A 24,080-nucleotide genomic window follows, 5' to 3' on the forward strand; every position below is an offset into this window, starting at 1 on the left:
TGAATTATATTCATTTTGTCAATCAGTTTTTATATTCGTTTAATATCAATATAAAACAATATTTAACTTTTTTTAAGTTCAAAGTAAAAAAGTAATTTACAATTGAACATCATTCATTTACTGTGTATTTCATACTTATCATAGGGAGAAACTGGCAATGATACACGGTGGAGAAGTTGTAGCTAAAATGTTAAAAGAAGAGGGAGTAGAAAAAGTTTTCGGAATTATCGATGGAACTTATTTTGGATTCTACTCAAATTTAAGGAAATACGGAATAGAAATTATCACTCCGAGACATGAAACTTCAGCCGTTCACATGGCAGGCACTTATGCCAGGATGACCGGAAAGTTAGGAGTTTGCATGGCCTCAAACGGTCCGGGTGTTGCCAATGCCTTACCGGGTGTTGCCGTAGAAAATGCTGAGGGTAACCGAGTTTTACTAATTACCAGTAAAAGAAGATTACAAATTTCTCAACCCGATAGAGGAGGCACTTATCAGTGGTTTGACCAGGTAGGTGTAATTCAAAAAATGTCCAAGTGGAGTGAAGCGGTTACAAGTCCCGACAGAATCAGTGAATTAATAAGAATGGCTTTACGAGAAAGCTACAAGGGTCGTCCCGGAGTTGTCCACATCGACATTCCTGAAAATATCATGAATACAAAAATAGAACCTCCCGCTCTCTGGAAAAAAAATCAGTATCGCAGACAACACGATATTTATCCGGATCCGGACTTAGTGAAGGAAGCAGCAGAAATTTTAGTTCAGGCTCGGATGCCTATGATTCACGCCGGAAGCGGCATAATCCATGCCTTAGCTTTTAATGAATTAGAAAAACTAGCAGAAGTTCTTTCTGCACCGGTCACAACCAGCTGGGCAGCCAGAAGTGTTCTAAGAGAGTCCAGTGAATACTCCTTCCCTATGCCCTATGTAAAAATTAATAATAAAATCAGGAATGATGCGGATGTAGTTTTAGTCTTGGGTTCAAGAATCGGTGAAACTGACTGGTGGGGAAAAGCTCCATACTGGAAAAATGCAGCAGAGCAAAAAATGATACAGGTAGATATTGATGACTCTATCCTGGGTATGAATAAACCGGCTGATTTAGCGATATTAGCTGATCTTAAAAAGTTCATCCCGGCTCTAATTAAGGAACTGGAAAATCAAAAAAGCAAAATGAACCTTGATGTTCGTAAAAGTAATCTCCGCTTTTATCAGGATCTAAAACGAAGCCTCCGAAAAGACTATGACAAAAAACTTCAGGATAAAGAGGAACCTATGATCACCGCTCATGTTCCCCATATTTGCAGAGAGGTATTTCCTGATGATGCTATCTGTGTAATGGATGGTGGAAACACAGCAGTCTGGGCCAACTTTTACCAGGAATTTCCGGTTCCGAATACAGTTGTCTCCACATTTAAGTTTGGGATGTTAGGTGCCGGCATTTCCCAGGCTCTGGGTGCAGCTGTAGCTTTTCCTGAAAGACAGGTTTACTGCATCATCGGTGATGGAGCAATGGGTTTCCATCCGCAGGAAATTGAAACAGCTATCCGAAATAATTTAAAACCCATTTATATTGTCATCTCTGACAGACAATGGGGAATGGTGAAATTGACCCAGGAAATTGCATTGAAACCCATACAAACCATGGTATTTAAAAAGTTACCGGAGACTGAGGTAATCAATACTGATTTAGGGGAAATTGAATTCCATACACTTGCAGAAAGTATGGGGGCTTTTGGTGCAAGGGTAAAAAAACCGGAAGATTTTAGAACCGCCTTAAAGGCAGCCATTGCGAATAATAAATGTGCTGTAATACATGTAGATGTAGACCCGGTAAAACATAAGTGGGTACCCGGTTTAATGGATTTCAAAGATATGCATAACGAACCTAAAGGTAAATAGAAGTGAAAGAAGTTGACCAAATTCTTTTAAACTTTAATCCTGAGAGTTTATTCCTGCTCAATATTATTCTGAGTATAGTGATGTATGGAGTAGCTCTCGATATAAAATTAGCTGATTTTAAAGAAGTTCTAAAATCACCAAAAGGTCCCATAGTAGGTCTTGTCGCCCAGTTTCTACTCCTACCGGCTGCCACCTATTTACTGACTATGTGGATAAAACCCATGCCAAGTATTGCACTCGGTATGATGCTTGTAGCAGCCTGTCCGGGAGGCAATGTATCAAACTTCATTACCCATCTCGCAAAAGGAAACACAGCTTTATCTATCACCATGACCGCCATATCAACTTCAGTTGCCATTATCATGACACCTTTTAATATATGGTTTTGGAGTTCTTTGAATCCTTCCGTCGCACCTATCTACAAAAAGGTTCAGTTAGATCCCGGAGAAATGTTTTTAACCATATTTATCCTTCTGGGCATTCCTCTTGTGCTGGGTCTTTTAACACAGAAGTTTTTACCTAATCTAGCTTCTAAGATGGCGAAGTATTTCAAGTTCTTCTCCATTATCATCTTTGCATTCTTTGTTATAGCGGCATTATACGCTAATTTTGATTACTTTATCAAATACATCGGTATCGTTGCTGTAGTTGTTATGATTCACAACGCAACAGCTATAGGTCTCGGATATGTATCAGGTAAACTCATGCGTTTAAATTTTAAAGATACCAGGGCAATTGCAATTGAAGTAGGTATACAAAATTCAGCCCTCGCCTTAATCCTTATATTCAATTTTTTTAATGGCTTGGGCGGAATGGCACTTATCGCTGCCTGGTGGGGAGTCTGGCACCTTATTGTAGGTTTAAGTCTGGCTACTATCTGGTCACGATACGATAATAAAAAGGAGTGAAAATGGAAACAGCAAACTCAGTACTTATCACCGGTGGAGGAGGCTTCATCGGTTCTAAAACAATAGAAGTTCTTTTAAAGTCAGAAAAGAAACCACAAAAGATCATATCTGTAGATGTAAGAGAAGTACCTATTGAAAAGAAATTTCCGGGTGTTGAATACTTAATCGGAGATATACGTTCCCAAACATTCTTTGATATATTAAAAGAGCATTCTGTGGATACAATAGTGCATCTTGCTTCTATAGTTACGCCGGGAAAAAATAGTAATCGAGAATTTGAATATTCAGTAGATGTAAAAGGAACCGAAAATGTTTTACAGGCTTCCGTGAAAGCCGGTGTGGAGCAATTTATTGTTACAAGCAGTGGTGCAGCTTATGGTTACTACGAAGATAATCCCCACTGGATAAAGGAAACAGATGAAATTCGAGGTAATGAAGAGTTTGCTTACTCACATCACAAACGACTCGTAGAAGAAATATTGAAAGATTACCGAGAAAAATATCCTCAACTCAAACAACTCATCTTTCGTCCCGGGACTATTTTAGGAAAAGGTGTAAAAAATCAGATTACCGATCTATTTGAAATGCCTTTCATTTTAGATATAAAAGATTCCGATTCGCGCTTTGTAATTATATGGGATGAAGATGTAGCCAATTGCATCTTAAAAGGAATACAGGAAAGAAAATCCGGAATTTATAATCTGGCCGGTTCCGGAACCCTGAACATGAAACAAATTGCAGATATATTAAATAAACCATATATTGTCATTCCGGCAGACTTTTTGCGAGGAATACTATACTGGCTAAAACTATTTAACCTTTCTCAATACGGACCGGAGCAGGTAAAATTTCTGCAATATAGACCGGTATTAGCAAACAATAAACTTATAGAAGAATTTGGGTATACACCTCAAAAAACAACAGAGGAAGTGTTCAATTTTTATCTCAAGGAAAAAGGTATACATAAATAAAAAATAAATGAATTTTTAGCTTCTCTTTTAAAATTGGTTATATGAAGTTCCTTTCCAAGAAAATTGGAAATCTAAATTGTCGATTATTCGAAGGAGATCCCAAAGCTCCTCTTCTTGTATTTTTCCATGGTTATGGTGCCAATATGGATGATTTAGCACCTATAGCCCGAGAAATGATAAACCTCCCCTCCTCTTTAAACTGGATTTTCCCGGATGGAATTCATAAATTAGATTTCATGCCGGGTTTTGAAGGAAGAGCCTGGTTCCCCTTAAGTCTTTCCGGGAATATCAATACCTTTGATTTATCTGAAATGTCAGAAGCCTATCCAGACGGAATGGAAGAAGCCAGAAATGAATTACAAATTTTTTTTGACTCTATAGACAGACCCTTTTCAAAAATTATCATTGCCGGTTTTAGTCAGGGAGCCATGATGAGTCTGGATTATATTCTACATAGAGAGGATAATCCGCTTTCCCTTATGATGTTTTCCGGAACACTCATAAAAAGAAAAGAATGGGAATTGTTAAGCCAAACAAAGAAACTCGATTACTTTCAAAGTCATGGTATATACGATGAACTTCTGAGCCATAATATAGCATTAGAATTACACAACATTCTGAAACACTCAGGTTGGAATGGAGACTTTGTTAATTTTCCGGGCGGTCATACGATTCCCCCTATAGTCATCCGTCTCGCAGAAAAATTTATTCAAAAGAAGATAAAATATTAGGATGTCTTTAATTTTCCCGAGGAGAAAGTAAGCCAGTGGCCTGTATAGGAGTATAGGAAAAAGGGATACAAACACCAGGCCTAAAACGGCAAATAAAAGGCAAGTATGGCAGATAGGAGACTCAAACTTCCCAGCCAGCGATGAGCTTTACCTCCCGGTTTAAATCGTGTAAGTAAAAACATAAGGATAAGTAAAAATACATAGTTCCAAAAAACAAAAGATCTCAAGCTGAAAAAAAAATATATAGCAAAAAGATTGGATAATACCAGAATAAAAAAAAGAATGTGATGAAGGATTTTAATTTTTCGAATCCATTCCGGTTTATAAAGAGCCAAAAAACCAAATGAATTTGCAGTTAAAACTGCCAGGAATACAATGAATTTCATACTTTTAGTAAGCTCAATCAAACCGGGATTTTTTAAAAGATTTTTTAGTTGATCCTTACTTGAAATAAACAAAATAGTAAAGAATGAATAGTAAAGGTGGTTTTTAAATGGCTCTTGTAGATATAGAAACAGTTGAGGTATATAACGATAAAATCCTTATCTTAAGGTTAAATAATCCCGGAACCCGGAACTCAATGACCTGGGAGATGGGAGAAGCCTTTCATGAAGCAATCGAAAATATACGAAATGCAGAACTTCCTCGTTGCCTGATTATAACCGGAGCCAATAATGTTTTTTCCTCCGGAGGGGATATGAAGTTATTACGTTCCTTTCAGGAAAAGACCCTGGAAGAAAATAGAGAAACCATGTTCAAGTTTTACAATTTCTTTTTAGGAATCAGAAACCTTCCCTGCCCTGTCATCGGAGCTATCAACGGTCATGCCATTGGAGCTGCATTTTCTCTGGCACTTGCCTGTGATTTTAGAATCTTTGCAGAAGATGCAAAATATGCCTTTAACTTTGTAAAATTAGGAATTCATCCCGGTATGGGTGCTTCTTATTTTACAAAAGAATTATTCGGTTCAAGCCGTGCAGCATACCTCTTAATGCTCGGAGAAATGATCTCCGGTAAAGAAGCTTTCAAGCATTCTATTTGTCTCGATGCAGTACCTTCAAATGAAGTTTTAAAAAGATCGATGGAGTTAGCCATAGAGATTTCCGAAAATGCCCCTCTTGCTATGCAAGAGCTTAAAAAAAACCTGTATGATTGGGATACACTTCAAAATGCTTTAAAAAAGGAAGCAGAATCACAGGCCAAAAACTATCTTTCTCTGGACTTCGCAGAAGCTTTAAAATCTATAGAAGAAAAAAGAAAAGCTGTATTTAAAGGAAAGTAGTATGAAAGAACTAAAAGAAGGTCAAAAAGCTCCTGATTTCAGCGGAGTCGAAACCACCGGCAAAAAACTCAAACTCAAAGATCTTCTAGGAGAAAAAGGCCTTGTTTTATACTTTTATCCACGAGATAGTACTCCGGGTTGTACCACAGAAGCCTGTGATTTTAGGGACAATCTCCAGAGCCTGGAAAACACAGGCTATAAAGTTGTAGGTGTTTCCAGAGATAGCTTAAAATCCCATGATAAATTTGTTCAGAAGCAAAACCTAAATTTCCCTCTTTTATCCGATGAGGATGGAAAAATAACCGAAAAATACGGAGTATTCGGTGAAAAAAAATTCATGGGTAAGCTTACTATGGGAATACACAGGACAACTTTTCTTATCGGGGCTGATCTTAAAATTCAGAAGATCTACCGCAGCGTAAAAGTAAAAGGTCATGTCGACCAAATTTTAGAAGATATAAAAGGTTTATAAAAGATGAAACTTGAGAAGTTAAAATTCACCTACTCTATCGGGAAAAGCAATTCAGAAAAAGTCTATAAGATTTTTCATGTATTTAAAGAAGGCATAAAAGAATTAGAAAAATCTTACAGAGATGAAGTTACACATTCTATTTTTAATGCAGAAGCCGGACAACAGTTTTTAGATCATAAAAAAAAGACTCTTTATATAGGTCTCGGCTCCAAAGAGGGTTTTACAATAAGAAAACTGGCTAAGATCTATATCAAATTAGGAAACCAACTTTCAAAATGGACAAAACCTGTTATCGAGATCAATGCCGATAAAGAATTAAGTAAATTAGTTTCCAATGTTGATTTCCTTTATCATCTTTGCACTTCTCTTGAAATTGGAGCAACCGAAATTGATTCTCTTAGCAAGGCCTACAAAGACAGAAAAGCTTCCGGGGCTAAAATATTCTTCAACCTTAAATCGAAAAAACCGGAAACTCTCGAAGAAGCCTTAGAAAAAGCTAAAGTAGCTTCTATCTATACTAATACTACAAGATATATCCAACACCTACCGGCTAACCATTTCTCACCGGAAGAATTCGTAGCTATATCCAAAGAAATAGCTAAAGAAAACAAACTTAAAATCACAGTTTTCGATGAAGACAGACTTAAAAAAGAAAACTTCAATGGAATTTTATCTGTATGTCAGGGCTCCGACAAGAAAGCTAAAATGATTATATTAGAATATAATCCGGCAGGAACAAAATCTAAAGAAAAGATAGCCCTGGTGGGAAAGGGACTAACCTTTGATGCAGGTGGAATCAGCTTAAAACCTTCCGGCGAAATGCATGAGATGAAATATGATATGAGTGGTGCAGCTACTGTAATTAATGCTATAGGTGCTATTGCGAGTCTGGGTTTAAAAGTTCCTGTAATAGCCGCTATAGGAGTAGCTGAAAATATGCCGGATGCTTCTGCCATTAAGCCGGGAGATGTTTACACTGCCTATAATGGTGTTACCGTAGAAGTTCAAAATACCGATGCGGAAGGAAGGCTGGTTTTAGGAGATGTACTGGCCTATGTCTGTGAAAAATATAAGCCCGATTATCTTTTGGATTTTGCCACTCTGACCGGAGCTGTAATTATTGCTTTAGGTCATGAAGCTGCCGGTGTTATGTGTAATGATGAAATTCTAATGGACAAACTCGAAAAAGCTTCTGCCAAGTCCGAAGATAGAATCTGGAGATTGCCCCTCTGGGAAGAATATGGAGAAGATTTAAAAAGTGATATAGCCGATGTTCGGAATATTACCGGAGGTCGTGCAGCAGGAACTATTTCGGCAGCTCGCTTTTTAGCCAAATTTGTATCAAAAGATGTAAAATGGGCTCATGTAGACATTGCCGGAACCGCATGGAGAAGCAAAGCTTCCGGAACCCAGTGCTCAGGTCCTACAGGTTATGGAATCAGGTTACTACTGGAGCTGGTATCAGAATTCGAAAAGAAATGATTTACTAGAAAGCGACCCTCAGGAGGGTCGCCTATGTCGCTTACTTTTATTTTGAATCCATAATCTCAAACTCAACTTTCAAATTAAAAACATTCGCAAACAAATCCTTTTTCTGATTAGCCGACCAGGTTTCTATAGACACATCATAGTCCGGCTTAACATCCAACTGAAATATTAGATTATCCTTTTCAAACTTACACTTAAGATCTTGAACGGAACCCTGCCTACCCCTATCCAGACCATCTGCAATTCGAAGAATACCGGCTAATTTGCGAACTAAAACCTGTTGCTGAAAATTTAATTTATTAAATTCCTGATGTTTGGGTTTGGGCATACTTTTACGGTGATATCGAGCAATAAGAGCAATTATCTCAATTTCTTCATAGTTAAACCCGACCATTAATTCTGAGTTCTTGATAATATAATAGCTGTGTTTATGATGAGAAGTGTGGGAGATACCAAAACCTACTTCATGAAGCATGGCCGCTGCTTGCAAATACTCTCTGGCTGAGTAATTACACTTATGTAAACTCTGCAATTCATCAAACATGATTGTGCATAATTTCGTAGTATGATATACATGTTCTTTCTCATAAGGAAAAGCATCAAAAAGATTATTCACAGCCTGTAATCGAATATTAGAAAGATCATGAATAACTTCATCCCCTTTCCACTTTTGAATACTATCAAAGATTATCCCTTCTCTCAGTGCGTATTCAGAAACGATCATTTCTTTTATAGAAAACTTATTAAATATTTCCTCTAAAATTATACTTCCAGCAACAATAATATCGGCACGTTTGGCTTCTAAACCGGGAATCCTGGTTCTTTTCTTTAAAGTGTTGGCTTCATTAAGAAGGTTTCTTATCTTTTTTAATTCAGAATTTGTAAAAGAATAATTATTTAACGAACGTGGTGGTTCGTCTTTCTTATTCGCAATTACCATCTGGGCTATCGATTGAATCGTTCCCGAAGAACCAATAATTATGTCCGGCTTCAAAGATTCGATTGCTTTTTTAAGAGGGGAAAGCATACTCTGTACATACATCTTGCACTGGGATATATCAGAAGGTTCATCCGGATCTCCGTTAAAAAACTTATCAGTCAGACGAATAGCACCCATTTTCAGACTGTGAGCAAAAAGCACTTTTCCTTTCTCTCCAATTAAGATTTCGGTACTCCCCCCGCCAATATCAACCATCATTACCCGTCTATCAAAAACCTGCAAACCCTGCAAGATTCCAAAATAGATTAACCTTGCTTCCTCATAGCCACTGATTATCTCAACATGGATACCGAGTTCATCCTCTACTCTTTTTAAAAAATCCTCTTTATTCCTGGCTTCTCTAACCGCACTGGTCGCAACTGCCCGAATTTCAGCTTTGTCCATATCAGCCAATTTCTTGAAACGATCAAGACAAACCATTCCTCTCTCCATGGCATCGGGAGTAATAATTTCGGCAGGCCCGGAACCACTTCCCAGCCTTACGGACTCCTTTTCTTTTCCGAGAGATTCAAAGGAACCATTTTCTTTAACTTTTACGATAATAATATGGAAAGAATTGGTTCCCATATCAATAGCTGCGAGGTTTCTTTCATGCATATAGATAGCTTAAATAGGAGATTAGATTATGTCAATGAATATGGAGAATCAGGCTTCACCCTGTTTGAGCAATTTTAAAAAAAAATAGACTCCTTCTTCAACAGGATCGCTATTTTTATTTCTCCTCTGTAACAATCCTGTAAGCTCAAGGACAAGAAGACCGTAAATCCAGGCCCACATAGTACGGGCGATAGCATGGTAACCGGCCTTTGAAAACTTAATCTTCCCGGTCTGAGTACCATGCTTTAAAGTTTCCAAAAAGAGTTTATAGCTTTTCGGGTAATAACGAAAAACCTTCCCGGTAGAAGGGCCGAGAGTATTAAACATCAATTTATGGAGTTCCCTATTCGCGACAGCAAAATTCCAATACGTGTGGGCAATAGCAGTTAACTGTTCAAATACATCCTGAGAAGATTTTTGTGCTTTTTTCAAATCACGGGTTAAAATCTCTTCACCATTTGATATAAGTTCTTTGATGATATCATCACGATTTTGAAAATATGCATAAGGACTTGCCACACTACAATTCAGTTTTCTGGCAATTGTCCTCATACTGAGACTTTCAATACCAGATTCCTGTATAATGCTTAGGGCAGCCTGCAAGATTTCAGCACGACTTAAACTATTTCTGCTTCTACGTTTTTTAGGCTTTGACTCTGCCAACTCAATTCCTTTTTCTTATCTTAGGTTCGGTGTATAGAGTCTATTTTTAAGATCAAGAATAAAAAAATATTTACCTTTCATATAATCATCTGTGATTTGACAGTAAAGCTAAGAGGTAAATTAACGGTGTTTAAAATAAATTTAGAATTCCCTGAAAAGATAGAAAAAATAATCCAAATCCCCACTGTATTCATTCACGGAATAGTCGGAACTCATCGCGATTGGAGTCCTTTTATTTTACAAACCTGCGGAAATCAATTCCACAAAGTTTCTCTTGATTATGAATTTAAGAGTAATTTAAAAATTATTCATAAAAAACCGAATCTTTCTTCTTCTGTATGGATAGTAAGTTACTATGTGAACAATAGAATCCGTGAATTAGTAGAGGGAAATTTGCGAAACTATGCCATACGTCTTAGACAATTAATACAGTATATTATTATTTTCTCAAATACTCAAAAGATCAATCTGGTAGGTCATAGTATGGGAGGTATACTCGCCAGATATTATATGTGTATGGGTGAACAGGAATGGAATTCTGTTCATAAGATTTTATGCCTCGGAAGCCCCCATGAAGGAATCCCCATTCCTCATCCAACCTTTATGCCGCAGGTAGAAGATCTAAAGAAGGGAAGCCACTTTTTAATGAAAATGAATCGAAAATGGAATTACTATAACTCAATACAAAAATCCAGATGGGGAGTTATTGGTTCTATAAACCCTTATTCCATCACCAATTTATTTCGATCCATGGCATACAAAACCGATTCAGGGGGAATGGGTTCTGTAGTTCTTTCTTCCTGCATACCTTTTGGAGAGTGGAAAGAAGCCATCCAAATGCCCGGCCTTCCGGCCTACAATACTAAAAATTTTTCTTATCGTTTATTTTTGGAAGAACATCATAATCACTTATTAAATTCAAAGGCAACCCATCTAGGTATAAATTGGTTAGTAGAGGAATAAAAAGTTTTTTTTATTGCAATGCAAAGAAGAACAGTTTAAGATAAAAACTGTTTTAGTTGTATTGTGTCTTTTTGTTTATATCAATCGAGGGTGTCAAATGAAAATCAAGCATAAACTTATACTGGCTAATGCAATCTTTATCTTTGTAATTATCATGGGAGGTTTAGTTCTTGACTTTCTCGTCAAAAGATCTATAGAAAAAAATATAGAAGAGCATCTTCAAAAAATCAGTATGGGTTCTATGATTGCTGTAAAAACCGCAATGAATGCTTCTATAAAAAACCACCTCCAAACCATTGCAATAAAAAGTAAAGACATTGTAAAATATCACTATGAACTTTATAAATCAGGAAAACTAAGTGAAAAAGAAGCTTTCCAAAGAGTAAAAAGTATTTTTTTAGATAAGGCTCACGGTAAAGTTGGAACAACCGGTTACCTCGCCGGAGTTAATGGAAAAGGAGTTATTGTTATTCACCCCAAAGCAGAAGGCGTCGATGTCAGCAGTAAAGCTTTCATGCAAAAAGCTATGTCCATGAAAGTTGGCTACCTTGAATATCCCTGGAAAAATCCGGGTGAAACGAAAGAAAGACTAAAAGCAGCCGGTCTGGAATATTTTGAACCCTGGGATCTGATTATATGGGTATCTTCCTATAAGGATGAGTTTAATACCCTTGTAAACCCGGATAACTTTAGAGACGAGATTCTCTCAATTCGGATAGGTAAAAATGGTTATGTATATGTAATTGATGGAACCGGAAATTTAATTATACATCCAAAACTTAGCAATATAAACCTCTCAAATTCAGGAGATTCCAATAGTACTTTATTTATAAAGAATATTCTAAAATTAAAAAATGGTAGCATTACTTATGAATGGAAAAATCCGGATGAAATCAAAACCCAAAAAAAAATAGCCTACTTTCGACATGTTCCTGAGTTAGACTGGTATATCATAGCCAACTCCTATTATAGTGAAGCTTATAGCGGCTTAAAAGTTATACGCAGTACCATCCTGCTTATTATTTTAACTGTAGTTAGCCTTCTAATCCTCGTGTCTTTAAAAGCTATTTCTCTTATTATGCAACCCATTTCTCTTTTAAAAAGTGGTTCAACCGAAATAGCAAATGGAAATCTTGAATATAGAATTCGCATAAATGGAAAAGATGAAATAGCAGAACTGGCTAAAAATTTCAATCTGATGACCCGAAAACTTCGATACTCTTTTAAAAAAATAAAAAATCAAAACGAACAATTAGAAGAAAAAGTAATCCTAAGAACGAGAGAACTCAGTGATACCCTGGATAAGGTTCAGAAATTAAAATATCAACAGGATGGTGACTACTTCCTAACAGCCTTACTCACTACTCCTCTGATGCAAAACAATAATTCATCTAAAACCATACAAACAGAATTCATTATCGACCAGAAGAAAAAATTTGCTTTCAAAAATAGAGAATATAGTCTCGGTGGAGATGTGTGCATGGCCGACAACCTCAGCATAGGAAACAAGAACTATGTAGTATTTTTCAATGCTGATGCAATGGGGAAATCTATGCAGGGAGCCGGAGGTGCTCTGGTTATTGCTTCTGTAATCAAAGCAATAGTAGATAGAACTAAAAATGAAGAAGAAGTTCATAAAATACAAGCCGAAATATGGCTGGAAGAAACTTATGAAGAGATACAAAAAATTATGCTATCCTTTGATGGTTCCATGATGGCTTCCTGTATTTTAGGTTTAATAGAGGAAGAAACAGGTTTTACCCAATATTTTAATGCAGAACATCCATTCTGTATTCTTTATAGAGATGGAAAAGCCAGCTTTTTAGAAAAAGAAATTAATACCTTCAAAATAGGTATGCCAATTGAATTAAATTTTTCTATCAATAAGGTTCTACTCGAAGACGGAGATATACTCATTTGCGGTTCAGATGGCAGGGATGATATTATCCTGAATGAAAATGGGATCTTGAATGAAAATGAATTCCAAATCTTAAGATTTATCGAAGAATGCAATGCAAACCTCATTAAAATCAGAGAAAAACTTGTAACATCAGGAACTCTAACTGATGATCTATCCTTATTAAAAATTAGCTTTCATAAAGATAAAAACAACAATAGATGAGTCTGAAATAGGTTTTAAGAAAAAAGAACCCGAAAAGATTCTGTGATATTTTTAGACTTCATAAAATAAGTCCCGATAAGAGCACTATTTACATGCTTCATCATTTCATCAAAACTTTCTTTTCCGGTAACACCGGACTCTGCCACAGCATGGATATGAGAAGGAAGAACTCTGACAACCCTTTCAATTAATTCAGGATGAATAGTAAAGGTATCCAGATCTCTCGTATTAATTCCAATAATTTCCGCTCCTGCTTCAAGAGCAAGCCCTGCTTCTTCCTCTGAATGAACTTCCACCAGTGATTCCATACCAAACTCTTTAGCAAAAGCCAGTAAGTCTTGAAGCTGAGTCAGACTTAATATACGAACAATCAATAAAATAGCAGAGGCACCAAAATGCCTGGCCTCAGAAATCTGCTTATCAGAAAGTATAAAATCCTTTCGAAGCACAGGAAGCGGGACACGATTCGATATAGATTCCAAATCCTCCAGAGACCCTTGAAAATACTGAGTATCTGTCAAAACCGAAATGGCAGCAGCCCCTACCCGGTAATATTCTTCAGCGATTATAACCGGGTTATACTCCTCCCGAATTACGCCCATAGAAGGGCTGGCTTTTTTACATTCTGCTATAATGCTCTTTTCTTTTTTTTCTAATGAAGCTTTTAAAGAAAAGGGTGCCGGTTCCATAAGCCCGTATTCCGGAATTCTGGAAATCTCCTCTTTTTTTGTTTCTATTATTCGTCTGAGTATTGGTGCAATAGGTTTAGAATGCATTTAGAGCACTTTCTTCAGATTCAAAAATATCAAAAAGAGAAGTTAATTCAATTACATCAAATATCCTTTTCACAGCAGGTTTTATATTACAAATTTTTAAAACCCCTTCCCTCGCATTCAGTTTACGCAGGGTAGAAATACAAGCACGAAAACCGGAAGATGACATATACTCAATTCCTTCCATATTTAATAGAACTTTATCATGGTTTCCACTATCAATTAACTCGGCTAATTTCTCTTCTACTTCATTTGCAACGGAAACATCCAGACGTCCTTCAAGGTATACCACCAGAACATCGCCTTTTACTGTATGATTTAACAAAGCTTTCCCCTTAGTCTGTAAATTAGATTAACTTATAATAATCAGATTTCTACCTGTCAATAAATACTTTTTATCCTATGAAGTTTTTACCCCTACTTTTTTTGTATCTTTATGAAACGGGATGAAAAAAACGAATACCTCAAGAACCTCAAAGGAAGAAAATTTCTCATTTTAGGGGGAGGCCTAAGTGGTAGAGCAGCGACAAAGCTCTTAGAAAATCTTTCCCAAAAGCTGCTACTCTGTGATAAAACTCCCCAGATGGGTCTGAATTGCCCGCAGGAAACCGATGAATTAAAGAATTTCCGATATTTTAAACCCGATCTCATTATCAAAAGTCCCGGAATTTCACCAGACCACCCGATTCTTCAATCAGCAAAACAAACCCAAACCCCGATTTGGAGTGAGATTGATCTTGCTTATCTCTTTTTTAAGGGAAAAATCATCGCCATCACCGGTACCGATGGTAAATCCACCAGTACAGCTCTAACAGGTCATTTATTACAGGCAAGTGGTTTCAAAACAAAAACTGGTGGGAATATAGGGCTTCCCTTCTCTGAGATCTGTCTCGATGATATCGATCTGGCAGTTTTAGAGTTAAGTAGTTACCAGTTGGATGACAGCCAATTTTTTCGAGCTGAAACCGGCTGTATTTTAAATATAGCCCCGGACCATTTAGAAAGACACAAAACCATGGAAAATTATGCCGAAGCAAAAAAGAAAATATTTCTTGAAAATACAAACTCTATTTTAAACGAAAAATTGAAAAATCTCTACGAGCTCAATAAAGAAACTTTCCCAAACTTAATTTTTTTCGGAAGGAAAAAGGAAGCCGAGGCAAAAATCTGGAGCGAAAAAAAACAAATTTCAAGCTCCCAAAAAAGCTATGATTACTCCCAATTTCCTTTACAGGGAGCCCATAACGAAGAAAACCTGGCCGCAAGTCTTCTTATTTCTGAACCTTATTTTACTGATTTGCAGGCTTTGGAAAAAGCTATCGGAAGTTTTAAGGGCCTCGAACACCGCTTTGAAGACCTCGGCTTTTATAAAAATTGTCGATTTATCAATGATTCAAAAGCTACAAACCTTCACAGTCTCCTCTCCGGACTAAAAGGAATTTCCCAAAAAACAGAAACCATTTTAATTCTTGGTGGAGAGCCCAAGAATGAAAGTTTAACACCTCTTTTTTCAGAGCTACAGGGACGAAATATTAACCTTTTTTTATTTGGAAAAGCTGCTGAAATATGGGAAAAAGAATTTTTTCATCTTTCAACAGTTCACACCCTGCGTTTTAAAAAAAATTTAAAAGAAGTAATGGCAGAAATTCCGGAACTCATTTTAGAAAAAGAAGTAAAAATCTGCCTTTTTTCACCCGCCTGTGCCAGCTTCGATCAATATAAAAACTTCGAAGAAAGAGGAAAGCATTTCAAAAGCCTGTTTGAGAATTTCAGCAAAAGCTATTGACATGCCTCTTCCTGCTATAAAACTGAAATCAGATGCTGAGTATTCTTGCCATATTTCCACTTCCAGGTCTGATATTATTTCCGGGAACCTATCTACCTCTCCATATCTTTGAGCCAAGATACAGGTTAATGCTTGATTACTGCACCGAATCAGACTATGAAATTGGCATCACAGCTCTACACCCCGGTGGTGATATAGAAACCATATTTGGTTGGGGAAAGATTATTGATATTGAAACTCTTCCTGATGGACGATCAAATATTCTCGTAGAGGGTCTGGGTATTGCAAATATAGAAAATTATGATTCCAAAGATCCTTTTATTATTGCGAATGTAAAAAAACAGGAAAATGAACTCTCCCACTTAAACTCAGAAGATTTCCAAATCCTCTTAAATAAACTTATAAATCAATGCCGGCAGTATCTTCATAAAGTTGGTATAGAAACTATTTTTATTGATGAATTATTAAAATTAAAACTTCACTCTTTCCCTATAGAGTTTATGACTTCCATTTTAAATATTAATTTTGATGTAAAAAATGATATTTTTCTTACTAAAGATGGTATGGAAAAAGCCTATAAATTGGAAAAAGTGATAGAAACACTTCTAAAATAATATTTCTTTACCGGTTAATTAGGACATTCTCATCCTATTTACCAACCTCTTTCTGCTAATAGTCCTAATCCTCTATGATTGATAATAACGATTCCTTTGCTAATTCAACAACTCTCCGTCCCTCCATAAAACATTCTTTAAACCGATGAAATTCCATCATTCCAATATCCGTTAATTTGGGTGTAAGTAATATATCAGGAGGATCTCCGGCCATGCGACTACGAGTAATTCGAACTTCCATAATATTAATGCTGGTATTAATAACTTCCATTAAGGAAGGCCTTCCATCAGGATTTTCGTCTTCATCCTGTTGAACTTTTAATTTATTATAAAATTCTTTAGGACTTCTCCACCAGGATTTTTTTTCCGGATCTGTTTCTGACTCGGAAGATTGTTCCTTGTTTTTCTTCTTTGTAAAAGTATTCTTGGCCATTAGATGTGCGTTTAAATCGACAGCAATAATATATTCAGCTCCTAAAGCACGGCAAACAGAAACCGGAACAGGGTTTACAACTCCCCCATCAATTAACCATTTTCCCTTGTAGTAAACCGGTGTAATCACTCCGGGAAGTGCAATAGAAGATCGAACCGCTGGTAAAACCTCTCCCGAACGAAGCCATATTTCCTGTCCTGTCTCCAGTTCACAGGCTACAGCGGCAAAAGGTAGATTTAAGTCCTCAATTTTCTTTTCTCCAAAATAATTCTTAAAATAATTGAACAATTTATTTCCTTTAATCAAACCTCCGCTAAGGGTAAAATCAAAAAAACTCACCACATCTTTCCATTCCAGGCCTTTTAACCAATCTTCGAGTTCATTTAAGCGACCGGCAGAATAAGCAGCTCCAACCAGGGAACCGGAAGAAGTTCCGGCGACAACTTCCGGATAGATTCCCAGATCCTCCAGAGCTCTCAAGACACCTATATGAGAAAGTCCTCTTGCGGCTCCACTTCCTAGAGCTACACCCACTTTATATTTTGTTTTCTTTTTCATATCTTTCTCCAATTTGCTCTCTATACATCATTTCTACTATACCAGAAAAAACCCGATAAATAAAAGAAAGATTTTTTAAACTCTTCCCTTTATGTTCATCTTTATAAATTATTCAATAAATCTTGACTTTTTAAGAATTAATTAAAAAGATACTTTTAAGGAACATCAAGGATGATCTCAAAAGAGCAATACCTCTGGCAGGTTTTTTCGAATGTCAAAAACTCCTCTCCTGAACATTTAATATCCTCCATAACCCAATCCATCGGGCTCATTACAGGCCTCGATTACGTATTTATCGGAAAATTAGATTCCATTGATTCCAGTCTTGTTCGAACACATGGTCTATGGGCCAGGGGAAATTATGCTGACAATTTCTGTTATGCGCTTACCGGAACTCCCTGTGCGCAGGTATGGGAAGGAGAAACCTGCTTCTTTGGAGAAGACGTCTCGAATCTTTTCCCTGATGATATTCTTCTTGATGAAATGAAAATAAAATCCTATATAGGAGTTCCTTTAAAAACCAGGAATCATGCTGTATATGGTCTTCTGGTTGTTCTCCATTCCAGTTTAATTGAAAATGCAAGTACGATACAGGAGTTTTTGGATTTATTCGGGCAGTGGGTTTCAAGTGAGCTGGAGTATATTGATACAAGTTTTCAAAATAAGAAACAGCTTCAAGAGTTAAATGAATTTAACCACATTATTAGCCATAGCTTAAGAGCTCCTCTTGCCAATCTATTAGGATTTATTGAACTTGCTGGAGAAATGAAAACTATAGGTGAAGATAGCATTCATTTCTTAGAATCAAATCTTAGTATTTTGCATAAGGTTTCCCTGAATCTGAATAAAATAACGGAATTGCACAAACGAACCAGAGAACATTTTTCAGAAGTAGAATTAATTGAAATCTTTAAGCAAATTTCCGTAAAGTATATAAACACAATTCTTAATAAATTTACCGAATCCATTTTTATAAAAACAGATAAAGAAGTGTTCGAATCCATGCTGGATAATCTTTTATTACTTATAAGCAATAAAAATCCTTTAACCAAAATCTCTATCCGATGTGAAAAGAAACATGAATTGAATATAAATTTCCAATCTCCATGCGAACTGGATAAGCTTGAAAAACCCGATATCAATGGTCTTTATCGATTAAAAGGAAATAGTCCGGATAACGAAAATATTATTATCTGTTTATTACAATTTCAATTAGAATATCTAAATATTCATTTTTCCTTAAAAACCAATCCTGGATCCGGAACATTGGCGAGGTTAACTATATGATTTTTTTATTAATTGATGACGACCATCTAACCCGAAACCTTTTAAAACAACAAATCTATTACATTTTTCCGGATTGCGAAATTATTGAAGCTGAAAATGGAAAAGATGGAATAGAGGAATTAAATCATTTAATTATTAGAGAAAAAAATAAAGAAAAAGTTGTATTTTTAGATCTAAATATGCCTGTTATAAATGGTTTTGAATTTTTAGATTTGATACAAAATAAGGGTTTTATTAATATTCCAAAATTAAACTATTTTATTTTAACTTCCAGCAATAGTAATATAGATATGGAGAAAGCAAAAGAATATATATTTGTACAAAAATATCTGGTAAAACCCTTAAATCTTAATTTTCTAAGAGAACTGAAAGCCTCAATTAGATCTACTTAAAGAGAATTAAAATAGTTTACGATTTTTTCCGCTATATATTCATTTGTTTCCGGGGAAATAATGTTTCCTGCAAGAATATGGTTTTTGCAGGGTTTACATTCAAATAACTCTTTCTTCTTGCCACCATATCGTTTGTACGCAGTTTTTACTTCCTCTACATCAATTACTTCATCCTTTTCTGTGTATATAAAAATGGCAGGGGTCGATTGCTCTTCGTATTTATAGTTTTTAAGTGATTCAACCAGTACAACCATAGGACGAATTCCTTCAAGAGCATAATCATAAGTCCAATACTTTTTCATCATCTCATTATAAGGTTTCCAGGTACGTCTTTTTCCTGACACAAGCTTTGCAAACTCCAGGCCTGCCGGGTATAATAGCAATTTGACTGTTTTATTTTTTGGATAAATATTTGGTGAAAGTAAAGCCATACCGGCAATCTTCCTTTCAGGCTGAAGCCTATCATGCTCAGCCAACCATAAGCTCAAAGGAACCCCGGTGGAAACAGCGATAATAAAAATCTTATTCCCAATTTTCTTTCCAATCTCGTATGCTTCCATAGCATCATAGATCCACTCAGAAGCATCAGTTTTGCCAAAAGCTTCTCCACCTCTTCCATGACCTCTCAAACGAGTATAGAACACATTTGCATTGATTTTCTGAGAGATAAGTTCTGTGACAGGACTGGTTTCCTGTCGCGATGCAGAAAAACCATGGATATAAACAATGGCATATTCGGTTTTTTTTCCTTTTTCTCGCATTACAAGTTTTTTTTCAGCACCGGGAGTTATATCCAAAAATTTTGCTTCTTTTTCATTTATATAGGATTCATAATCATCCGGAATCTTAATAGTTGGCATTTTGGTATCAACCGAATATCCTGTAAATGGAATATATAAGAAAAAAACGATACACATGAATAGAAAGAAAAGAAAAGAATATTTAATCCCTTGTTTCATAACAAACCTCAGAAAAGTTATCTAAAAGAGTATATTTTTCAGAAAACTATAGTCAAGAAAAAATTATCTGAGATTTTCAATCATCCATTTCTAAAAAACTGAATTTTTAATATTTTTAAACGATTTATACTTCCCCTAATTTCTTTTTTTTTCTTTACAGCTTATTGGAATCTTAGGCCTATGTAAAGCTATGGAACTGAAATATAACCTTTCTCCCTTTTACTATAATCGTTTAAAAACAAAGGAGGTAAAGGTGGGTGACCTGGGTATCGGCGGGGAAAATCCGATTCGAATTCAGTCTATGGTAAACACCGATACCACAGATATCAAATCAAGCTGCAATCAGATAATAGCCTTAGAAGAAGCAGGCTGTGAAATTGTCCGACTTACCGTTCCCTCAATAAAGGATGCAGAGGCCCTTCCCTTAATTCGTAAAGAACTAAAGAATCAGAATTGCAAAATTCCACTCGTTGCAGATATACATTTTACACCCAGTGTAGCTATGAAAGTAGTAGAACATGTAGAAAAGGTACGAATTAACCCCGGAAACTTTGCCGATAAAAAGAAATTCCTCGTTCAAGAATACAATGACAAAGATTACATGTTGGAATTAGAACGTATAGCAGATGTTTTCTTGCCTCTGGTAAAACGTTGCAAAGAGCTGGGTGTAGCAATGAGAATAGGTACCAATCACGGCTCTCTTTCTGATAGAATCATGAATCGTTACGGAGATACTCCACTCGGTATGTGTGAATCAGCTTTAGAATTTATTCGTATCGCAGAGAGTGAGGCTTATTACGACATTATAGTTTCCATGAAATCTTCCAACCCAACCATTATGATTCAAGCATACCGTCTATTATCAGCAAAATTTTTAGAAGAAAATAGAAACTATCCATTCCACCTCGGAGTAACAGAAGCCGGAGATGGCACTGATGGAAGAATCAAATCAGCCCTGGGAATAGGTTCTCTTCTGGCAGAAGGTATTGGTGATACAATACGAGTTTCATTAACGGAAGATCCGGTATTAGAAATACCGGCTGCAAAAAAAATATTAGCACCTTTATTAGAAAAAATAACAGAAGAAGTAAAGGAAGATTTTAAAGAGTTTCGCGATCCATTCAATAGTCATAAAATAGAAACCCAACTTTTTACTGTTAGAAATTTTCAAATGGGTGGAAGAAACATTCCGCGAATAGAAACCACTATTGACTCATCTCTATATCGAGATGGAAATCATTTCCATCAGTTTATTGTAGAAAATTCAGAACGGAGTGATGATAGAAATTTAGAAATAATGCACTTCCTCATTTCAGAAGAAAAGGATCTGCAATTAGTACAGTGGTATAAAAAGAAATACAACTTTCCTTTTTCTGTTGAACTTTCCGGTAAATTGGAAAATAAAGTAAATGACTATCTACCTCTATTATTCTTTGCTGATAAAGTAAAAGTCACAATTACTAACCGTGATAATCTTCCATATATTTTAGGAATGCTTTCGGGTAAACATCTTCCATTTGAATTATCCTTTATTGATTTCACATATTACTTAATCAAAGATTCCCTACAACTTTTAAATGTATATGGAATGAAAAACTGTATTCTTTCATTAAATTCATCTGATCCCTTAATGGATTATCGAAAATTAGGTTCTTTAAATGGAGCTTATGGATATCCAATACTTCTAAATGCAACTTATAATACTTACGATGACGCTTTATTCTATGCTTCATCTTCCCTTGGCTCAATGTTCATTGATGGACTGGGAGATAGTCTACGCTTAATGGTTCCAAAAGAATCTCCTCATAAACTCCTTTCTCTTTCCTACGATCTTTTGCAGGCAGTAAGGTTAAGAACCACAAAAACGGAATACATTTCCTGTCCTTCCTGCGGTCGAACCCTGTTTGATTTACAAAATACAACTGCCAGAATAAAAGCCAAAACGTCTCATCTGAAGGGAGTAAAAATTGCTGTTATGGGTTGTATAGTAAATGGACCGGGAGAAATGGCAGATGCAGATTTTGGTTATGTTGGTGCAGGACCAGGTAAAGTCCATCTGTATAGAAATAAAACTATAGTAAAAAAATCTATTCCTTCAGAAATAGCAGATGACGAGTTAATTAAATTAATACAGTCAGAAGGGATGTGGATTGATTTATGATCCCTTTCTTTCTTGTCGGATGTATTCTTGGTTTATCATATTTACTCACAGAAAAAATTCCTTTTATAAAAAAATATAAGATTCCCCCTGCCCTTTCATCCTCCTTGCTTCTTCTTTTCTTATTTTCAATATTTCCCTTTTTTAAAGAAGCTCACTTTTATCAAGAATGGAAAAAATGGCCATCCGATTTTATTGCTCTTGTATTTGCAGCTTTATTTCTTCAAAGAGCGCCCGGAAAAGTAAACTCAGATATTTATGAAGTAACCTCACAAACACTTGTTGTCTGGATAACTATATTAGGCCAAATTTTGATCGGAATACTTCTTACTTATTTCTATTTTCAACCCTACTTCAATCTACCTATAGCTTTTTCTTCCGTTCTAGAAGCTGGCTTTGCAGGTGGACACGGAACAGCAGTTGCCATGAAATCAATTTTCTTATCTCATGGATTAAAAAATGGCTCAGAATACAGTCTATTTAGTGCAACAATAGGAATTATTTTAGGAATCATCGGTGGGGTATTTCTTGTTAATGCAGACAAAAAAAATAAAATAATTGAAAAAGTCACTTTCAGTTATGTAGAATTAAACCCATTACTATTCCTATTAAGTCTCGGATTGATTTTTGCATCTTATATATTAGGAAATATATTTAAACTATCCCTGGAAAATATTTTCCCCACTCTTCCCTCTTTTCCCCTATTTGTATATGCTATTTTTGCAAGTATCCTAATGCGCCTTTTCATTAAGTTGAATCGTTTAACAATTTTCTTAAATAATAATATATTAGTATTTTATTCAAATCTATTTATGGATATTTTAATATTCACAGGAATCGCGACTATAGACATTCAACTTATTGCAGATACAATATTTCCACTTTTTATTCTTTTCACATCCGGCTTTCTCTGGAATCTTTTCAGCTATTATTATATTAACCAGAAATTACTTAAAGATGAATACTACAAAGAAATGGCTATATTAAATTTCGGAATGTTCAATGGTACAACAGCAATCGGACTCATGCTTTTAAGAATGATTAATCCGGAACTCAAAACTAAAGCCGTCAGAATCTACGCAGAAAGTACTCCTTTCACCTCAGCTTTTTTAGGAGGAGGAATCATCACCTTATCAATGCCTTATCTTTTGAATAAAATCTCTCCCCTTTTTATCATGCTTATCTTAATTATAGGAATGTCTATTTTATTTTTAATAGGAAGGAAAATAAAACAAACAAAGTTAATTTAAGAAGAAGCCATTTTCGTTTTTAGCTCTTCTAATTCTTTTTCCAAACGATCAGCTCTTGCTTTCTCTGCTTCAGCTCTTGCTTTCTCTGCTTCAGCTCTTGCTTTCTCTTCTTCGGCTTGTGTAAAAACAATTTCTCCACTTGGATAAAAAAAACGAAGATACAAATCTTCATCAAGATAAGTTCCTCTCCAGGAACCTAACTTGTAGCCAAGTACCTTACTTTCCATTCTTCCATCTTCATCCGGAGATATCTCTTCATAACCAGATCCGGTTAATTTCCATCCATATAACTTATTCTCATCGTGATCAAAACAGAAGTATTCTCCTGTTTTAAAAATCTTTTCGTAAATCTTCTTTTTTCTACCCAGATCCTCTTTTTTTGTACTCGGAGATAAAAGTTCTATGATAACATCAGGGTATTTTCCATCTTCCACCCATGCTACCCATTTACCACGATTAGGATCAATCCTCGCACCCTCAACATAAAAGAAATCCGGACCCTTATAGTCCCTATTCTTTACCTGCTGTAGACTATAGTAGACGAACATATTCCCACCTACAAAATAGTCCTCCTTCTTTCCCTTCTCGGTTTTCACCATATCAATTAAAAAATTAATCTGGACTCGATGCCATACATCTTCCAAGGGTTCTCCATCCTCCTCAGGTAAATCCAGGCTCAAAAGCTCTTCCACCAACTCTTCATCAGTCTTTTCCCAATATTCGCGGGAATCAAAAGCCTCAGATTTCTTTGCAGCAGCAGTTGACATAAT

Annotated in this window: 23 protein-coding genes; 15 read left to right on the forward strand and 8 right to left on the reverse strand. The window is 35.9% G+C overall.

Annotation, left to right across the window (positions count from 1 at the left end):
• The first annotated feature begins 151 nt into the window (after positions 1–151).
• Genes H7A25_11530 through H7A25_11545 form a run of 4 tightly spaced genes read left to right on the forward strand, consistent with a single transcriptional unit; the run spans position 152 to position 4,513 of the window.
• Positions 152–1,903, forward strand: coding sequence for a thiamine pyrophosphate-binding protein (locus tag H7A25_11530; protein ID MCP5500527.1), 1,752 nt, complete (start codon positions 152–154; stop codon positions 1,901–1,903).
• 2 nt (positions 1,904–1,905) lie between these two features.
• On the forward strand, positions 1,906–2,811 hold the full coding sequence (locus tag H7A25_11535) for a bile acid:sodium symporter family protein (protein ID MCP5500528.1): 906 nt from the start codon (positions 1,906–1,908) through the stop codon (positions 2,809–2,811).
• A gap of 2 nt (positions 2,812–2,813) precedes the next feature.
• Entirely contained in the window at positions 2,814–3,782 is a 969-nt protein-coding gene (locus H7A25_11540) for an NAD-dependent epimerase/dehydratase family protein (protein MCP5500529.1), read from the forward strand.
• 41 nt (positions 3,783–3,823) lie between these two features.
• Positions 3,824–4,513, forward strand: a complete 690-nt coding sequence (locus H7A25_11545; protein MCP5500530.1) for an esterase — start codon at positions 3,824–3,826, stop codon at positions 4,511–4,513.
• A gap of 80 nt (positions 4,514–4,593) precedes the next feature.
• On the opposite strand, the gene H7A25_11550 is transcribed toward H7A25_11545, so the two are convergent.
• Positions 4,594–4,899, reverse strand: a complete 306-nt coding sequence (locus H7A25_11550; GenBank protein MCP5500531.1) for a hypothetical protein — start codon at positions 4,897–4,899, stop codon at positions 4,594–4,596.
• A 107-nt stretch (positions 4,900–5,006) separates the two neighbouring features.
• On the opposite strand from H7A25_11550, the gene H7A25_11555 reads away from it, so the two are divergent.
• The 3 genes from H7A25_11555 to H7A25_11565 are packed head-to-tail and all read left to right on the forward strand — an operon-like array spanning position 5,007 to position 7,749.
• Positions 5,007–5,795 carry an enoyl-CoA hydratase/isomerase family protein gene (locus H7A25_11555; protein ID MCP5500532.1) on the forward strand — a complete coding sequence of 263 codons (789 nt, stop codon included), beginning with the start codon at positions 5,007–5,009 and terminating at the stop codon, positions 5,793–5,795.
• Between the two features lies 1 nt (position 5,796).
• Complete coding sequence (gene bcp, locus H7A25_11560; protein MCP5500533.1) at positions 5,797–6,267, forward strand: thioredoxin-dependent thiol peroxidase; 471 nt, start codon at positions 5,797–5,799, stop codon at positions 6,265–6,267.
• Between the two features lie 3 nt (positions 6,268–6,270).
• Positions 6,271–7,749, forward strand: a complete 1,479-nt coding sequence (locus tag H7A25_11565; GenBank protein ID MCP5500534.1) for a leucyl aminopeptidase — start codon at positions 6,271–6,273, stop codon at positions 7,747–7,749.
• Between the two features lie 46 nt (positions 7,750–7,795).
• Here H7A25_11565 and H7A25_11570 read toward each other — a convergent pair whose 3' ends face one another.
• Positions 7,796–9,352 (reverse strand): Ppx/GppA family phosphatase, encoded by a 1,557-nt coding sequence (locus H7A25_11570; protein ID MCP5500535.1) that lies wholly within the window; start codon positions 9,350–9,352, stop codon positions 7,796–7,798.
• Positions 9,353–9,400: 48 nt separating this feature from the next.
• Positions 9,401–10,015 carry a TetR/AcrR family transcriptional regulator gene (locus H7A25_11575; protein ID MCP5500536.1) on the reverse strand — a complete coding sequence of 205 codons (615 nt, stop codon included), beginning with the start codon at positions 10,013–10,015 and terminating at the stop codon, positions 9,401–9,403.
• A gap of 126 nt (positions 10,016–10,141) precedes the next feature.
• Between H7A25_11575 and H7A25_11580 the strand changes: the two genes are divergently transcribed.
• The gene (locus tag H7A25_11580; GenBank protein ID MCP5500537.1) at positions 10,142–10,978 is read left to right on the forward strand and encodes an alpha/beta hydrolase; all 837 of its coding nucleotides are present in this window, start codon (positions 10,142–10,144) and stop codon (positions 10,976–10,978) included.
• 97 nt (positions 10,979–11,075) lie between these two features.
• Complete coding sequence (locus H7A25_11585; protein MCP5500538.1) at positions 11,076–13,100, forward strand: cache domain-containing protein; 2,025 nt, start codon at positions 11,076–11,078, stop codon at positions 13,098–13,100.
• Between the two features lie 14 nt (positions 13,101–13,114).
• Here the strand turns inward: H7A25_11585 and H7A25_11590 are convergent, their stop codons facing one another.
• Positions 13,115–13,876 (reverse strand): indole-3-glycerol-phosphate synthase, encoded by a 762-nt coding sequence (locus tag H7A25_11590; protein ID MCP5500539.1) that lies wholly within the window; start codon positions 13,874–13,876, stop codon positions 13,115–13,117.
• Positions 13,866–14,198 (reverse strand): STAS domain-containing protein, encoded by a 333-nt coding sequence (locus tag H7A25_11595; GenBank protein ID MCP5500540.1) that lies wholly within the window; start codon positions 14,196–14,198, stop codon positions 13,866–13,868. The genes H7A25_11590 and H7A25_11595 overlap by 11 nt, the downstream gene beginning before the upstream one ends.
• Before the next feature lie 111 nt (positions 14,199–14,309).
• On the opposite strand from H7A25_11595, the gene murD reads away from it, so the two are divergent.
• Both murD and H7A25_11605 read left to right on the forward strand, forming a co-directional pair.
• The gene (gene murD / locus H7A25_11600; protein MCP5500541.1) at positions 14,310–15,659 is read left to right on the forward strand and encodes a UDP-N-acetylmuramoyl-L-alanine--D-glutamate ligase; all 1,350 of its coding nucleotides are present in this window, start codon (positions 14,310–14,312) and stop codon (positions 15,657–15,659) included.
• Between the two features lie 32 nt (positions 15,660–15,691).
• Positions 15,692–16,273, forward strand: coding sequence for an LON peptidase substrate-binding domain-containing protein (locus H7A25_11605; GenBank protein ID MCP5500542.1), 582 nt, complete (start codon positions 15,692–15,694; stop codon positions 16,271–16,273).
• Positions 16,274–16,337: 64 nt separating this feature from the next.
• Here the strand turns inward: H7A25_11605 and rssA are convergent, their stop codons facing one another.
• Positions 16,338–17,264: a patatin-like phospholipase RssA gene (gene rssA / locus H7A25_11610; GenBank protein MCP5500543.1), complete on the reverse strand. Its 927-nt coding sequence runs from the start codon at positions 17,262–17,264 to the stop codon at positions 16,338–16,340.
• 171 nt (positions 17,265–17,435) lie between these two features.
• Here rssA and H7A25_11615 point away from each other — a divergent pair, with 171 nt between their 5' ends.
• Positions 17,436–18,551, forward strand: a complete 1,116-nt coding sequence (locus H7A25_11615; GenBank protein ID MCP5500544.1) for a GAF domain-containing sensor histidine kinase — start codon at positions 17,436–17,438, stop codon at positions 18,549–18,551.
• The gene (locus H7A25_11620; protein MCP5500545.1) at positions 18,548–18,943 is read left to right on the forward strand and encodes a response regulator; all 396 of its coding nucleotides are present in this window, start codon (positions 18,548–18,550) and stop codon (positions 18,941–18,943) included. The genes H7A25_11615 and H7A25_11620 overlap by 4 nt, the downstream gene beginning before the upstream one ends.
• Here the strand turns inward: H7A25_11620 and H7A25_11625 are convergent.
• Positions 18,940–19,803, reverse strand: a complete 864-nt coding sequence (locus H7A25_11625) for an alpha/beta hydrolase (protein ID MCP5500546.1) — start codon at positions 19,801–19,803, stop codon at positions 18,940–18,942. The two genes, H7A25_11620 and H7A25_11625, sit on opposite strands and share 4 nt — an antisense overlap.
• 289 nt (positions 19,804–20,092) lie before the next feature.
• Here H7A25_11625 and ispG point away from each other — a divergent pair, with 289 nt between their 5' ends.
• Positions 20,093–22,063: a (E)-4-hydroxy-3-methylbut-2-enyl-diphosphate synthase gene (ispG, locus tag H7A25_11630; GenBank protein ID MCP5500547.1), complete on the forward strand. Its 1,971-nt coding sequence runs from the start codon at positions 20,093–20,095 to the stop codon at positions 22,061–22,063.
• Positions 22,060–23,310 carry a hypothetical protein gene (locus tag H7A25_11635; protein ID MCP5500548.1) on the forward strand — a complete coding sequence of 417 codons (1,251 nt, stop codon included), beginning with the start codon at positions 22,060–22,062 and terminating at the stop codon, positions 23,308–23,310. Before ispG ends, H7A25_11635 begins: the two co-directional genes overlap by 4 nt.
• Here the strand turns inward: H7A25_11635 and H7A25_11640 are convergent.
• A complete protein-coding gene (locus H7A25_11640) occupies positions 23,307–24,077 on the reverse strand; it encodes a Uma2 family endonuclease (protein ID MCP5500549.1) in 771 nt (256 codons plus the stop codon). The genes H7A25_11635 and H7A25_11640 overlap by 4 nt on opposite strands.
• Positions 24,078–24,080 lie beyond the last annotated feature (3 nt).

The organism is Leptospiraceae bacterium (assembly GCA_024233835.1).
Classification (GTDB): domain Bacteria; phylum Spirochaetota; class Leptospiria; order Leptospirales; family Leptospiraceae; genus JACKPC01.

Excerpts from the sequence above, each read along its gene's own strand:
- H7A25_11540 (MCP5500529.1), top strand. The coding sequence starts at position 2,814 with ATGGAAACAGCAAACTCAGTACTTATCACCGGTGGAGGAGGCTTCATC.
- H7A25_11545 (MCP5500530.1), top strand. The coding sequence starts at position 3,824 with ATGAAGTTCCTTTCCAAGAAAATTGGAAATCTAAATTGTCGATTATTC.
- H7A25_11550 (MCP5500531.1), bottom strand. The coding sequence starts at position 4,899 with ATGAAATTCATTGTATTCCTGGCAGTTTTAACTGCAAATTCATTTGGT.
- H7A25_11555 (MCP5500532.1), top strand. The coding sequence starts at position 5,007 with ATGGCTCTTGTAGATATAGAAACAGTTGAGGTATATAACGATAAAATC.
- bcp (MCP5500533.1), top strand. The coding sequence starts at position 5,797 with ATGAAAGAACTAAAAGAAGGTCAAAAAGCTCCTGATTTCAGCGGAGTC.
- H7A25_11565 (MCP5500534.1), top strand. The coding sequence starts at position 6,271 with ATGAAACTTGAGAAGTTAAAATTCACCTACTCTATCGGGAAAAGCAAT.
- H7A25_11570 (MCP5500535.1), bottom strand. The coding sequence starts at position 9,352 with ATGCATGAAAGAAACCTCGCAGCTATTGATATGGGAACCAATTCTTTC.
- H7A25_11585 (MCP5500538.1), top strand. The coding sequence starts at position 11,076 with ATGAAAATCAAGCATAAACTTATACTGGCTAATGCAATCTTTATCTTT.
- H7A25_11590 (MCP5500539.1), bottom strand. The coding sequence starts at position 13,876 with ATGCATTCTAAACCTATTGCACCAATACTCAGACGAATAATAGAAACA.
- murD (MCP5500541.1), top strand. The coding sequence starts at position 14,310 with ATGAAACGGGATGAAAAAAACGAATACCTCAAGAACCTCAAAGGAAGA.
- H7A25_11605 (MCP5500542.1), top strand. The coding sequence starts at position 15,692 with ATGCTGAGTATTCTTGCCATATTTCCACTTCCAGGTCTGATATTATTT.
- rssA (MCP5500543.1), bottom strand. The coding sequence starts at position 17,264 with ATGAAAAAGAAAACAAAATATAAAGTGGGTGTAGCTCTAGGAAGTGGA.
- H7A25_11615 (MCP5500544.1), top strand. The coding sequence starts at position 17,436 with ATGATCTCAAAAGAGCAATACCTCTGGCAGGTTTTTTCGAATGTCAAA.
- H7A25_11620 (MCP5500545.1), top strand. The coding sequence starts at position 18,548 with ATGATTTTTTTATTAATTGATGACGACCATCTAACCCGAAACCTTTTA.
- H7A25_11625 (MCP5500546.1), bottom strand. The coding sequence starts at position 19,803 with ATGCCAACTATTAAGATTCCGGATGATTATGAATCCTATATAAATGAA.
- ispG (MCP5500547.1), top strand. The coding sequence starts at position 20,093 with ATGGAACTGAAATATAACCTTTCTCCCTTTTACTATAATCGTTTAAAA.
- H7A25_11635 (MCP5500548.1), top strand. The coding sequence starts at position 22,060 with ATGATCCCTTTCTTTCTTGTCGGATGTATTCTTGGTTTATCATATTTA.
- H7A25_11640 (MCP5500549.1), bottom strand. The coding sequence starts at position 24,077 with ATGTCAACTGCTGCTGCAAAGAAATCTGAGGCTTTTGATTCCCGCGAA.